This window comes from Pyxidicoccus fallax, from assembly GCF_012933655.1.
Classification (GTDB): domain Bacteria; phylum Myxococcota; class Myxococcia; order Myxococcales; family Myxococcaceae; genus Myxococcus; species Myxococcus fallax.
This window is the reverse complement of the sequence record NZ_JABBJJ010000046.1, coordinates 37,854-52,132: the sequence shown is the minus strand read 5'-3', so window position 1 is coordinate 52,132 and position 14,279 is coordinate 37,854. Positions and strand designations below refer to the sequence as shown.

The following is a 14,279-nucleotide window of genomic DNA, read 5'->3' as shown; positions in this document are numbered from 1 at the left end:
GGGGTGGGCCGGGTGGAAGAGACGGCGGCCGTGGCCGCGGCGAAGGCCGCGGTCGGAGAGACCGTGACGAAGGGCCCGTCGGCCCCGGTCAGCGCGTCATCGCCGAGTTGAGCACGCTGGAGAAGGCCCTCTCCAAGACGGACTTCGTGGCCGAAAAGGCCCCCCTGCAGGCCATCGTCCGCTCGCTGCGGCCCATGCGCCTGAAGTCCCTGGAGGACCTGGACCTCAACACGCGTGGCCGCCTCATCACCACGCTGCTGCGCGTGCAGCGCCAGCCCAAGCCGCCGGCGCCCGAGGCTCCGGCCGCTCCGGCGGAAGGCGCCGCTCCGGCGGAGGCTGCTCCGGCCGAGGCCGCCGCTCCCGCCGAGGGGGCGCCGGCCGAGGGGGCGGCTCCAGCCGAGGGTGCTGCCCCGGCCGAGGCCGCCGCGCCCGCGGCTCCCGCCGCGGATCCGGCGAAGGAGAAGTTCGACGCCTGGACGGACGTGATGTTCCTCGTGGGCCAGGCCTGGCGCGCGGCGGGTGACCGCGAGCGCGCCGAGTCGGCGTTCACCGCGAGCGGCCGCCAGCCGGGCCCGGAGACCGAGGAGCCCGCCGCTCCTCCAGTCGAGGCCCGCCGTGAGCGCGGTGAGCGTCCCGAGCGGGGCGAGCGCCGTGAGCGCGGAGAGCGGGGCCCCCGTCCCGAGCGCGGGGAGCGCCGCGAGCGTGGGGAGCGTCCCGAGCGGGGCCCGCGTCCGGAGCGCGCCGAGCGCGGTCCTCGTCCCGAACGGGGCGAGCGCCCGCTGCCCGAGCTGACGGGCACGTGGGAGGAGCAGGCGAAGCAGCTCGAGGGCATGGGCCGCACGCGTGACGCGGCCCGGCTGTACGAGCGCAACAACAACTTCGCGGAGGCCACGCGCCTGTTCGAGGCGGGCGGGGACCTCAAGAGCGCCCTGCGCAACGCCCTGGCCGCCGGCAACAATGACGCGGCGCGCCGGCTGGTGGGCACGTTGCCCCCGGACCAGCTTGCTCCCACGCTGGAGAAGGCCGGCGCCTATGAGCTCCTCATGGAGCACTACGTGGGCAAGGGCGACTTCGAGAACGTGGCCCGGCTGTACGAGCGCGCCCGCCAGTTCGACCAGGCGGCGCTCGCCTACGAGCGCGCCAACAAGCTCACCCTGGCGCGCAAGTCGTACGAGCGCGCCCGGGACATGGCCAGCGCCAACCGCATCCGCGGGCTGGAGGTGAAGAGCCTGGTGGAGCGCGGCGACCGGTTGGGCGCCGCCACCCTGCTGGTGGCGGTGGGCCAGCGCCGCGAGGCGGTGGAGGTGCTCAGCCCCCTGCCGCCGCCCAAGGCCTTCCACTTCATGCAGCGGCTGAAGCTGGACGACGAGGCGAAGGAGCTGGCCCAGCGCGAGCTGGCCCGCGCCGAGGCGGAGCAGAAGCCGGCGGGCCGTGCCCGGTGGCTGGAGCTGCTCGGTGAGACCGCCGCCGCCGCCGAGGCCTGGGAGGGCGCTGGCCGCAAGGACAAGGCGCTCCCGCTGCACGAGAAGCTCGGCAACGTGGCGCGCGCCGCCCAGCTCGCCGAAGAGCTGCAGCAGCGCGACAAGGCCATCGCCCTGTACACCCAGCTCGGCGACAACGCCGGTCTGGAGCGGGCGAAGACCCTGCCCGAGGCCCCCGCCACTCCGCCTCCCGCCGCCGACGCGGCCGAGGGTGGAGAGGGCGGCGAGGGGAGCGAGGGCGGCGAGACGCCCCCCGACGCTCCCTCGGCTGGGTAGCAAGAAAGCCAATAAATCCCGCCGTTTGGCGGGTTTTGCATGATTGCTCGGGGGCGCTGGCGACCGGTAGAGTTCCGGCCGCTGGCGCCCCTGCTGCGTTCTATTCCCATTTCAAGGCCCGCCACTCCCCATGCAACAGCCCACGCCCCCGCGTCCCACGCTGCGCGTGTCCGATGACCGGACCTTCGTCGAAGCCGAAGCCGCCCTCGAAAAGGCCGGCCGAGTGGAGGAGCTGATCCGCCTCTACGAGGGGCGCGCCCGCGACGTGCCCGCCGACGAGGCGGTGCGCGTACTGTGCCGTGCCGCGGAGCTGGCGCATGACCGCCAGCGCAACGCGCCTCGCGCCGAGGAGCTGCTCAAGCGCGCGCTGCTGGTGGGCAAGGACCCGCTGCCGGCGCTGCGCGGCCTGAAGCGGCTGCACGAGTCGCGGCAGGACGCGGCCGCCCTGGCCGACGTGCTGGAGCGGCTGGGCGCGTCCACGCAGGGCGAGGAGGGCGCGGGCCACTACCTCAAGGCGGCGGACCTCTACGAGCAGAAGCTCTTCCGCCGCGACCGGGCCGTGCTGTGCCTGCAGCGCGCGGCGCGGGCGAAGCCGGACCGGGCCCTCTTCCGGCGCGTGCGGCAGATCCTGCTGTCCGAGCAGCTCTTCCAGCCGGCCTTCGAGGCGCTGGAGCGCGAGCGCGAGGCGCTGGGCGACGCGGGCATGGCCGAGGAGTACTCGGCGCTCGCCGAGCGGCTGGTGGATGACCCCACCGAGCACGCCCTGGCGCAGAAGGTGTTGGAGGTGGCGCGCGCCATCGAGCCGCAGAACGCGCGCGTCGAGAAGGCCACGCGGGCGCTGCAGCGCTTCGAGCAGACGTGGCGCGACCGCGTGCGGATGCTGCGCAGCATGTCGCTGGAGGAGCGCGACCGGAAGAGCGCGGCCCGGCTGTCGCTGCTCGTGGCGAAGCTGTTCGCCTGGTACGACCCGGGTGCCACCGGCAAGGTGAAGGAGGCGCTGGACCGCTGCTTCCTCCTGTGGCCGGGCATGCCCGAGGGCCTGGCGCTCATCGAGAAGCTGGCCGAGCGCGCCGGCGGCGACTTCGCCCCGGCCATCGCGCAGATTGAGGCCATGGCGGGCGAGGTGAAGGACCGCGCCGCGCAGGTGGACCTGTGGCTGCGCGTGGGCACGCTGCGGCTGGGCAAGCTGAACGACGGCGACGGGGCGCTGGCCGCCTTCGAGAAGGCCGTGGCGGCGGACGCCTCGCGCGCGGACGCGGCGAGCCTCACCGCGGAGCTGCTGCTGGAGAAGGGCCGCGCCGCGGACGCGGTGGCGGTGCTGGAGCGCTACCTCGGCACGATGAAGGACAAGGCGGGGCAGGCCGCCATGCGGCTGCGCCTGGCGGAGCTGTGCCTGACGCAGCTCAAGGACGCGGCGGCGGCGCGCGCGCACCTGGAGGCGGCGCTGAAGCTGGACTCCACCCAGGCGATGGCGGCGTTCCAGCTGGCGCGGCTCCTGGCGGAGGACGATGAGCTCGAGGCGGTGGTGCCGCTGCTGGACCTGGCGCTGCTGGCCCCGCGGCCGCGCGCGGAGCGGGTGGCCTTCTGCGAGGCGCTCGCGCTGATGTTCGAGGAGAAGGACGACGCGCGCGGCGCCTTCGAGGTGCTGGCGCGGGCGCTGGAGCTGGACCCGGGCCGGCCGCTGTTGCTCGGCACGGTGGTGGAGCACGCGGAGAAGGCCCAGGCGCAGCCCGCGCTGGCCCTGGCGCTGCAGCGCGCGGCGCAGGCGGCTCCGGTGGCGGAAGTGGCGGCGACGCTGTGGCGGCAGCTCGCGCAGCTGCTCCAGGGCCCCCTGGCGGACCCCGCGCGCGCCGAGGCGGCGTGGCGCGAGGTGCTGGCGCGCGTGCCGGGTGACGCGGCGGCGACGGAGGCGGTGAAGTCGCTCCAGGCCGCGGCGGCGCTCGCGGACGACCCGAAGACCAAGGTCGAGGCGGAGCTGGCCCGGCGCGAGGCGGCGGGCGCGTCTCCCGAGGAGCTGGAGTCGCTGATGCGCCAGTGGGTGCTGCTCGCGCCGGAGGACCCGGTGGCGGTGCAGCGGCTGCAGGCGCTGTGCGTGGCGCTGTCGAAGTTCGACGAGGCGGCGGCGCTGGCCGGCCGGCTGGCGGGGCTCGCGGAGACGCAGCTCGAGCGCAACGAGTGGACGGGGCGTCAGGCCAAGCTGTACGCGGAGCGCCTGGGCCGCCAGGAGGACGCGGCGGACCTGTTCCTCGGCCTGCTGTCCGAGGGCGTCTCCACCGGCGTGGTGGTGGGCGGCCTGGAGCGGCTGGCGACGGCGGGCGTGCGCACGGTGGAGATCGCCGAGGCGCTGGCCACGCACTACGGCCGCACGGGTGACCACCAGCGCCAGGTGGCGGCGCTCCAGCAGCAGCTCGACGCCACGACGGACGCGGCCGCGCGCAAGCGCCTCTTCGCGCTGCTGGCCAGCATCCACGAGAAGCAGCTCGCCGACAGCCGCGCCGCCTTCGACGTGCGGATGCGCGCGCTGCGCGAGGACCCGAAGGACGAGGCCAGCCGCGCCGAGGCCCTGCGCCTGGCGCGCGACTTGTCCGCGCACGCCGAGCTGGGCCGCGTGCTGCGCACGCTCGCGTCCGAGCTGGAAGACCCGGCGCTGGCGGTGTCGCTGCTCACCGAGGCGGCGGGGCTGGCGGAGGAGGGCGGGCTGGCGGCGGAGGCCATCGCCTCGCTGGAGGCGGCGGTGGGCCGCGCGCCGGAGTCCAGCGCGGTGCTGCAGCGGCTCGTGAAGCTGTACGGGCGCGCGGGCCGCGCGGCGGACGCGGAGGGCCTCTTGCGCAAGCGCATCCAGGGCTCGCGCGGGCAGGAGAAGCTGGAGCTGCTGCTGCAGCTCGTGGACCTCGACACGCAGCTGGGCCGCCCGGACAAGGCCGCCGAGGCGCTGCAGTCCGCGCTGTCGCACGGCGCCGAGGAGGGCCGGCACCTGCCGCGCCTGGCGGAGCTGTACGAGAAGGCCGGCCGCACGCGCGAGCTGGGCGACACGCTGGCGCGGATGATTGCCCTGGCCGAGTCGGCCGGGGAGACGGACAAGCTGGCGCGCCTGAAGCTGCGCCGCGCGCAGCTGCTGCAGGGCTCGCAGGACGGCGGCGTGGAGGCGGTGAGCAGCTACGCGGACATCCTCACCCAGCGCCCCACGGACCCGGACGCGCTGGCCGCGCTGGAGGCCATGCTCGCCTCCGGTCCGGCGCGCGAGGCGGCGGCGCGCGTGCTGGTGCCCGCCTTCGAGCGCACCAAGGAGCACCGCAAGCTGGTGGCCACGCTGGACGTGCTGGCCGAGGTGGCGAAGGACGACGCGGCCCGGGTGCAGGCGCTGCGGCATGCGGCCCAGGTGCACCTGGCGCACCTGCGGCAGCCGGAGCTGGCCTTCGCGTCCCTGGCGCGCGCGCTGCGGCTCGCCCCCGGTGACGCGGGCCTGCGCTCCACGGCGCGGCAGGCGGCGGAGGACGCGGACGCGCTGGACAGCTACGCGGAAATCCTCGCCGAGCTGGCGGAGGAGGGCGACGTGGGCCCGGCGCGGCTGGCGCTGCTGCGCGAGCTGGCCGAGGTGCAGGAGAAGAAGCTGGACGACAAGGCCGGCGCGGTGAAGGCCCTGCGCGACCTGCTGGCCCTGGAGCCGGGCAACCTGGACAGCCTGCGCGCCCTGCAGCGTCTGCACCGCGCGGGCGAGGAGTGGGCGGCGCTGGCCGAGGTGCTGGAGAAGCTGGCCGCCGTGACGCCGGAGCCGGCCGAGCAGCTCGTCTTCCTGCGCGAGGCCGCGCTGCTGCACGAGACGCGCCTCACCGACCGCGAGAGCGCCGCCGCCGCGTGGCGCGCCATCGCCGAGCGCGACCCCGCCAACCGCGAGGCCGCCGCCGCGCTGGACCGCCTCTACACGGAGCTGGGCCGCAACGAGGACCTGGCCTGGGCGCTGGGCCTGCGCCGCAACCAGGAGGGGCAGAGCCCGCAGGGGCGCGAGGTGTCCTTCCGCCTGGCGGAGCTCAAGCGCACGGAGCTGGACGACGCGAACGCGGCGCTCGGCCTCTACAAGAAGATCCTCTCCGAGGACCCCGGCCACCCCGGCGCCCGCGCGGCGCTGGAGGAGTGGGTGAAGGCCGCCGTGCCCACGAGCGGCGCGGCGCTGGACGTGCTGGACCCGGTGCTGGCGCAGGTGGGTGACCATGCCCGCCGCGTGGCGCTGCGCGAGGCGCGGATGGAGTCCGCCCTCACCGTGGAGAAGATCCTCCTCGCGGGCGAGGTGCGCCGCATCTACGAGCGCGAGATGAACCAGGCGCCGCTCGCCTTCATGTCGGCGGTGAAGTCCTTCGCCCAGAACCTGGACCGGGACGGTGTGCGGCCGGAGCTGGAGCGGCTGGCGCGCGAGACGGGCTCGTACGAGGTGCTGGCGGAGATCTACGAGACGGCGGCGCTGGAGCTGACGTCCGGCGACCCGGCGGCGCTGGAGCTGCTGCGGCGCGCCGCGGAGCTGCGCGAGTCGCTGGACCAGCCGGAGGAGGCCGCGCGCCTCTGGAAGAACCTGCTGGCGGACGCGCCGCAGGACCGGCAGGCGCTGGAGGCCCTCTCGCGTCTGTACGAGAAGGGGCAGAACGCCAAGAGCCTGTCCGAGGTGTACACGCGCCAGGCGCAGCTCTCCACGGACCCCGTGGAGCGCGTGGGCCTGCTGCTCAAGGCGGGCGAGGCGTACGCCAACGCGGGCGAGGACGCGAAGGCCATCGAGACGTACCGCTCGGCGCTGGCGCTGCGGAAGGTGCCCGAGGGGCTGCTCGCGCTGGAGAAGCTGTACGCCAAGGCGCGGCGCTTCGTGGAGCAGGCGGACGTGCTGGACCAGCTCGCGGACGGCGCGGCGGACGACAACGCGCGCCGCGGCTGGCTGCTGAAGCGCGCGCAGCTGCTCGAGAAGGAAGTGGGCCCCGCCGAGTCGCTGCCGGTGTACCGCCGGCTGCTGGAGCTGGCGCCCGGGGACGGCCAGGTGGTGGCCGGCCTGGAGCGGCTGATGGCGCACGACGGCCCGCGCGTGGAGGCGGCGCGCCTCTTGGAGCCCGTCTACCGCGGCATCAACGACACGCGGAAGCTGGTGGAGGTGCTGGAGGTGCTGCTGCCCGGCGTGGCGCCGGAGCGGCGGCTGGAGCACCTGCAGGAAATCGCCATGCTGCGCGAGGCACTGGGGCAGACGTCGCTCGCCTTCGTCGCGCGCCTGCGCGCCTTCAACGAGTTCCCCCACGAGGCCGCCGTCCGGGACGAGCTGGAGCGGCTCGCGGCGGACTCCGGCTCCTTCGAGGAGGTGGCCGGGGCCTACGAGGATCAGCTCGAGCGCGACCCGCAGGAGCCGCTCGCGGGTGATTTGTGGCGGCGTCTGGCCGGCATCTACGACAACCGCCTCAAGCGCTACGACCTCGCGGTCCGCGCGCTGGAGGAGGTGAGCCGGAGGGATCCGAAGAACAAGACGGTGCTGGAGTCCATCGCCCGCGTGCACCGCCGCACCGGCGCGAACCGCGAGCTGGCGCTCGTCATGCGCCGGCAGGTGGCGGCGGAGGCCAACGCGTCCTCGCAGGTGAACCTGCTCTTCGAGCTGGCCCACCTCGCCGAGGAGACGCTGGCGGACAAGTCGCTGGCGGCGCAGGCGTACCGTGAAATCCTCGCGCTGCGTCCGGAGAACGGCAACGCGCTGAAGCTCCTGGGCCGCGTGCTGGCGGACACGGAGCGCTGGCCGGAGCTGGCGCAGCACATCGAGCGGGAAATCCAGCTCGCGGACGCGCGCGGCGCGCAGGAGGAGGCGTCCGACCTGCGGGTGCGCCTGGGCCGCCTCAAGGTGTCGCGCCTGGAGGACCCGCGCGGCGCGCTGGAGCTGTATCAGGCGGTGCTGGCGCGCCGGGCCGGGCACGCGGGCGCGGTGGGCGCGCTGGAGGAGATGGCGCGCTCGGACAGTCCGCTGCGCGGCGCCGCCGCCAGCGCCCTGGAGCCCATCTTCGCCTCGGTGGGCAACCACCTGAAGCAGGTGGAGATGCTGGAGTCGCGCGCCTCGGCGGAGGCGGTGCCGCAGGAGCGCGCCGCGCTGCTGCGCCGCATCGCGGAAATCTACTCCGGCCCGCTGGAGAACCCGGAGATGGGCTTCGTGTCCGCCACCCGCGCGCTGCGCGAGCTGCCGGACGACCTGCGCTCGCTGGAGATGTGCGTGGCGCTGGTGGACAAGGCCGAGGCGCCCGAGGAGCTCTCCGCGGTGCTGTCCGAGGTGGCGTCCAAGGCGGGTGACTCGTCCCGCGCCGAGCTGTACCGCGCGCTGGCCCGCATCCAGACGGACCTGGGCGAGCCGGCCGAGGCGCTGGCGTCGTGGAAGCGCGTGCTGGAGCTGCGCCCCACCGACACCGAGGCGCTGGACGGCACGGTGCGGCTGGTGGCCTCGCAGGGCAAGCCCACGGAGCTCTTGGAGGTGCTGCGCCGGCAGCTCGCCGTGGCGGAGGAGCCGGCGCGCCGCGCGGCGGTGCTCTTCCAGATGGGCACGCTGCAGGAAGAGCAGCTCAAGGACTCGTTGAGCGCGCTGGCGACGTTCCGGCGCCTGCTGGAGCTCAAGCCGGACGACGTGGCGGCGCTGGAGCGCATGGAGGCGCTCTGCCAGAAGCAGGAGCGCTGGCCCGAGCTGGCCGACGTGCTGTCGAAGCGCATCGCCCTGCTGCCGCCCGAGGAGGGCGTGGAGCTGAAGTTCCGCCTGGCCACCGTGCGCGAGTCGCGCCTGCTGGACAAGACGGGCGCGCTCGCGCTGTACGGCGAGGTGCTGGCGGTGCAGCCCAACCATGCGGGCACGGTGGGCCGGCTGGAGGCGCTCGTCACCCGCGAGCCGCAGAACCTGCTGGCGGTGGAGACGCTGCTGCGCGCCCTGCGCGCCGCGGGTGACGTGCCGCGCCTGGCGCAGGTCATCGAGACGCGCGTGGGCGTGTCCACCGACGCCTTCGAGCGCAAGGCGCTCCTGGGCGAGCTGGCCACGCTGCGCGAGGCGCAGGGCGAGGCGGAGCTGGCCTTCCTGGCCCTCTTCCGCGCCTTCAAGGAGGACCCCAACGACGGCGAGGTGCGCCGCCGGCTGGAGAACGCCACGGACGCGGCCAACAGCTACGACGAGCTGGTGTCGGCGTACGAGGAGGCGCTGCCGCGCGTGGCCGAGGCCGCGGACGCCGCGCAGGTGTGCCTCAAGCTGGGGCAGATTCTCGAGACGAAGCTGCGCGACTCCGACCGCGCCGTCACCTACTACGAGCGCGCGCGCACGCTGCACCCGGACGTGCAGGACAAGGCGCTCGTCGCGCTGGACCGGCTGTACATGCACCTGGAGGCCTGGCCGGAGCTGGCCGGCATCCTCGAGGCGCTCGTCACCGGCGCCACCGAGTCCGCGGAGAAGGTGGGCTACCTCTTCCGCCTCGGGCAGCTCTACCAGGAGCGGCTGGACAGCCCGGACCGGGCGGCCGGCGCGTACGAGGCCATCCTCAAGCTGGAGCCGGCGCACCTGGCGTCCGCGCGCCTCTTGGAGGGCATCTACGAGAGCGCCAACGCGTCCGAGAAGCTCTACGCCATCCTGAAGCTCCAGGCCGACAAGGTCTCCGGCGCCGAGCGCGACCGCGTGCTCGCGAAGATGGCGCAGGTGTCCGCCGAGGGGCTGTCGGACCTGGACCGCTCCATCGACCTGTACCGCGAGCTGCTGGCGAAGAACTCGCGCAACGAGCAGGCCTTCTCCGCGCTGGAGTCGCTGTACGAGCGCGCGAACCGTCCGGGCGACCTGCGTGAGTTGCTGGAGGGCCGGCTGGCGGTGACGCTGGACCCGCGCGAGGTGGTGCGCCTCAACGAGCGGCTGGGCCGCGTGGTGTACCGCCTGCTGAAGCAGCCGGAAGCCGCGGTGCCGTACTTCAAGGCGGCGCTGGACCGCGACCCGCGCCACCGCGGCGTGCTGGACAGCCTGCGCGACCTGTACGACGAGACCGGTCAGCGCGAGGAGCTGGTGGGCGTGCTGCGCCGGCTCATCCCGCTGCAGGAGAGCAGCGAGGGCGTGAAGGCGCTGCGCCTGCGGCTGGCGGAAGTGCTGGCCGGCATGGGCCGCCGCGAGGAGGCGCTCGACGCCGCCCGCCGCGCGCTGGAGGTGGAGCCGCACCTGGTGCCGGACCTGGAGCGCGTGTACTCGCTCTTCGAGTCCCTGCGCGCCTGGAACGACGCCGTGCGCGCGCTGGAGCTGAAGGTGCAGGTGCACCTGACGGCCGAGGAGCGCGAGCTGGCGGTGGCCACGCACTTCGCGGTGGCGGACCTGTGGGTGGGGCAGGGCGGCAAGCCCGAGCTGGCCACGGGCGCGCTGGAGAAGGTGCTGGAGCTGGACCCGTCCAACCGCACCGCCTACGAGCGCGCGTGCGCGCTGTACAAGACGCACAACGACTGGCGCGCGTACGCCACGGTGGTGGACCGCTACATGCCCCACCTCGTGACGAACGAGGAGAAGCTGGCCTCGCTGCGCGAGCTGGCCCGGGTGCAGGAGGGGCGGCTGGGGCAGAAGGACGTGGCCTTCCTCGCGCTGTGCCGCGCGCTGCAGCTGGACGCGTCGGACGACACGTTGCGCGAGGAGGTGGAGCGGCTGGCGGACGAGACGGGCAGCCACGAGGAGCTGGCCGCCGTCTACGAGGAGGTCGCCGACGAGCTGCCGCGCGGCTCGCTCGCCGAGCGCCTCTACGCCACGCTGGCCCGCGTGCACGACACGCGGCTGGATGACCCGCAGGCCGCGGAGGGCTCGTTCCGGAAGATTCTCGAGTTCGACCCGACCAACGCCACCGCGCTGGACGGCCTCGCCGCCATGTTCCAGCGGCGCGGGCGCGACAAGGACTACGTCGTCGCCCTCGAGCAGAAGCTGGAGGCCGCCGGCTCGATTGAGCAGCGCAAGGGCATCCTCCGCGAGATTGCCCGCATCTGGGACGAGAAGCTGGACGACCCGACGGAGGCCGCCAGCGCGCTGCTTCGCGCGCTGGAGCTGGAGCCGGACGCGGAGACGCTGGGCGTGCTCACCGCGCTGTACCGGCGGCAGCGCTCCTGGCCGGACGTGGCGGCCACGCTGCTGCGCGCGAGGGACCTCGCGGACACCATCGAGGAGCGGGCCCGCATCCAGGTGGAGGTGGCCGGCGTCTACGAGCGCGACCTCAACGACGACGAGTCCGCGGTGGCCGCCTACCGGCAGGCGCTGGAGCTGGACCCCGTCAACCGCACGGCGCTGGAGGCCCTGGAGCGGCTGCACACGCGGCTGGACCAGCCGGCGGACCTGCTCGCCATCTACGAGCGGATGCTGGAGCTGAGCGAGGACTGGCGCGAGAAGGTCCGCGTCCTCTTCCGCAGCGCCACCATCTGGGAGGACAAGTACCAGAACCCGGCCAACGCCGACGTCTGCGTGGAGGGCGTGCTCTCCATCGACCCGCAGAACGTCCAGGCCATCAAGTCGCTCATCCGCCTGCGGCGCATGCAGGGCCGCTGGGAGGACCTCATCTCCGCGTACGAGCGGCAGCTGTCGCTGGCCGTCAGCCCGCAGGAGCAGGCCGAGCTGTACGTGGACATCGGCAACGTCCAATACCAGCAGCTCAAGGCGCTGGACAAGGCGGTGAACAGCTACCACGCGGCGCTCGCGGCGGACCCCGCGTGCCGGCCGGCGCTGCACGCGCTGGGCAACCTCTACGAGCGCAGCGGCAACTGGCCCTTCGCGCTGGAGATGCTGGCCAAGGAGGCGGAGCTCGCCGGCCAGACGCCGGACGCGGTGGAGCTGTACTACCGCCTCGGGAAGATCAACGAGGACATGCTGATGGACTCCGGCAGCGCGCGGAGCGCCTACCAGCAGGCCCTCGCCATCGACCCGGGCCACCTGCCCAGCATCCGCGCCCTCAAGGGCATCCAGGAGCAGGAGAAGGACTGGGCGGGCTACGAGCAGACGCTCATCCAGGAGGCCGAGCAGACCGAGGACCCGGTCGCCAAGGGCCGCGCGCTGCTGGACGTGGCGCGCTACCACGCGGAGACGCGCGAGGACCGCGAGACGGCCACCGGCTACTGGGAGCAGGCCCTCAAGCACATCCCGGACAGCCTCGAGGCCGCGCGGCCCCTGTCGGACGTCTACATCGCCCGCGAGGACTGGGCGTCCGGCGAGCGGATGCTGGACATCGTCACGCGGAAGATGGCGGAGAAGGCGATGGTGGAGAAGGAGTCCGTCAGCGCCGCGGACCTCTGCCGTCAGCTGTACCGCCTGGGCTACGTGGCGGAGAAGCTGGGCCGGCGCGACAAGGCCCTCGGCTGCTACGAGAAGGCCTACGAGCTGGACGCCACCTACCTGCCCGCGCTGGAGGGCTACGGCAACCTGCTGGTGCAGACGCGCCGCTACGAGGGCGCGCTCAAGGTCTTCCAGACCATCCTCATCCACCACCGCGAGGAGCTGACCGACCTGGAGGTGGTGGAGGTCTACTGGCAGATCGGCGACATCCACGCCGCGCTCGGCCAGACGGACCGCGCGCAGAACCACTTCGAGAAGGCGCTGGCCATCGACCCCGGCCACGAGCCGACGCTGCGCGCGCTGGTGGCGCTGATGGACAAGGCCGCCCAGTACGAGAAGTCCACCGAGCTGCGCCAGCAGCTGGTGGGCGTGCTGGAGGGCGAGGCGAAGGCGAAGGTGGCGCTGGAGCTGGGCCGCATCGCGCGCGACCACCTGCACGACCCGTACATGGCCATCGACGCCTTCACCACGGCGCTCAAGGCGCAGCCTGACGCGCCCGAGGTGATGGACCAGCTCTACGTGCTGCTGCGCGAGACGCGGCAGGGCCAGAAGGCCGCGGACGTGCTGGGGCGGATGCTGGCGCTGCCCGCGCTGGCCATGGAGCCGCACAAGGCCAAGCGCGTCTGGTTCGCCCTGGGCGAGCTGCGTCGCGATGACTTGAAGGACGTGGAGGGCGCCACCCAGGCCTTCAACGCCGCACTGGATTTGGACCCGCGCTTCGTGGAGGCCTTCAGCGCGCTGGAGGCGATGCTCGGCTCGGCGCGCCAGTGGAAGGTGCTGGAGGAGAACTACACGAAGATGCTGGGCCGGCTGCCCAAGACGCCGGAGACGCACGTGGCGCGCATGGCGCTGTGGCGCGCGCTCGGCGACCTGTACCTCCAGGTGCTCAAGCACCCTGAGGGCGCGGTGGCCGCCTACGGTGTCGCCGCCAAGGGCCTGCCGGACGACGCGACGGTGCAGGAGACGTTCGCGGAAGTGGCCGGGCAGATGCCGGGCAAGGAGGAGGAGGCCATCGCCGCGCTCCGCCGCGCGCTGCCCAACACGACGGACCCGCGCAAGGTGTGCGGTCAGCTCGTGCGCCTGGCCGCGCTGCGCAAGGACTACGACGGCGCGTGGCTCGCGGCGCAGGCGTCCGCGGGCCTGCTGGGCGAGGCGGGTGAGGACGAGCAGGAAATCCTCACCAAGCTGGGGCCCTACGCGAAGAAGAAGGAAGTGGCGCAGCGGCCGCTGACGGACCAGCTGTGGCACAACCACCTCTTCCACCCGAAGGCGCGCGGCCCGCTGGCCGAGCTCCTGGGGCTGCTCTTCGAGAAGGCGGGCCACCTGTACGCGGTGCCCTTCCCGCAGTACCAGCTGGTGCCGAAGAAGCACCGCATCGACGTGGCCAGCGCGCAGGAGTACCACGTGCACCACTACCGGTACGTGGCGCGCCTGTTGGGCATGGAGGCGGTGGAGCTGTACTCGCCCTTCCTCGTGGCCACGCGCGAGCGCATGGCGAAGCGCTCCAACGAGCCGGCTCCCGAGCCGCTCGTCAACGCGGAGCTGCTGCAGACGCACCCGGCCTGCGTGCGCGTGGGCGGCAAGTACTTCGCGGAGCAGGGCCAGAAGGAGGTGTACTACCTCCTGGGCCGCACCCTGGCGCTGGCGCGTCCGGAGCTGGCCTTCAGCCAGCGCGTGGCCGTGGAGCGCCTGGAGGCCATCCTCCAGGCGGCGCTGAGCCTCGTGGTGGGCAACGTGCGCATCGCCGAGGCGCAGCACCTGGTGGAGCCGGAGCGGCGGCTGTTGGAGAAGAGCCTCAGCGAGCCGGACCGCGCGGCGCTGGCCAAGGCCGCTCGCGCCTGGCTGCCGGGCGCCACGCCCCAGGCCGTGCGCCAGTACCTGGAGGGCGCGGAGCTGACCGCCGCGCGCGCGGGCCTGTTCGCCGCGGGCGAAATGGAGCCGGTGCGCCGCCTCGTCCAGGGCGAGACGGGCTCCGCCTTCCGCGTCCCCGTGCGCAACAAGCTCCGGGAGTTGCTCGTGTTCGCCACCTCCGAGGACCTGCACGCCCTGCGCGTCGCCGTGGGCACCCACGTGGAGGTACAGGTGCGCAAGTAGCGACAGACCCCGGTAACGGGGTCATGCGTTGATGAGTAGCCGGGCGGGCGTGGTTCGCGTCCTTGACCCCTCCGGATGTCACTTCTACGATTCGGGCGGGATTTCTCCCGTCATTT

At 73.7% G+C, this 14,279-nt stretch carries 2 protein-coding genes; both read left to right on the top strand.

Going from position 1 to position 14,279, the window contains the following annotated elements:
- A partial coding sequence (locus HG543_RS12850; RefSeq protein ID WP_343073340.1) for a DEAD/DEAH box helicase occupies positions 1-1,757 on the top strand: 1,757 nt, incomplete at its 5' end.
- Between the two features lie 130 nt (positions 1,758-1,887).
- On the top strand, positions 1,888-14,163 hold the full coding sequence (locus HG543_RS12845) for a tetratricopeptide repeat protein (RefSeq protein ID WP_169345025.1): 12,276 nt from the start codon (positions 1,888-1,890) through the stop codon (positions 14,161-14,163).
- The last annotated feature ends 116 nt before the right edge of the window (positions 14,164-14,279 follow it).

Excerpts from the sequence above, each read along its gene's own strand:
- HG543_RS12845 (WP_169345025.1), top strand. The coding sequence starts at position 1,888 with ATGCAACAGCCCACGCCCCCGCGTCCCACGCTGCGCGTGTCCGATGAC.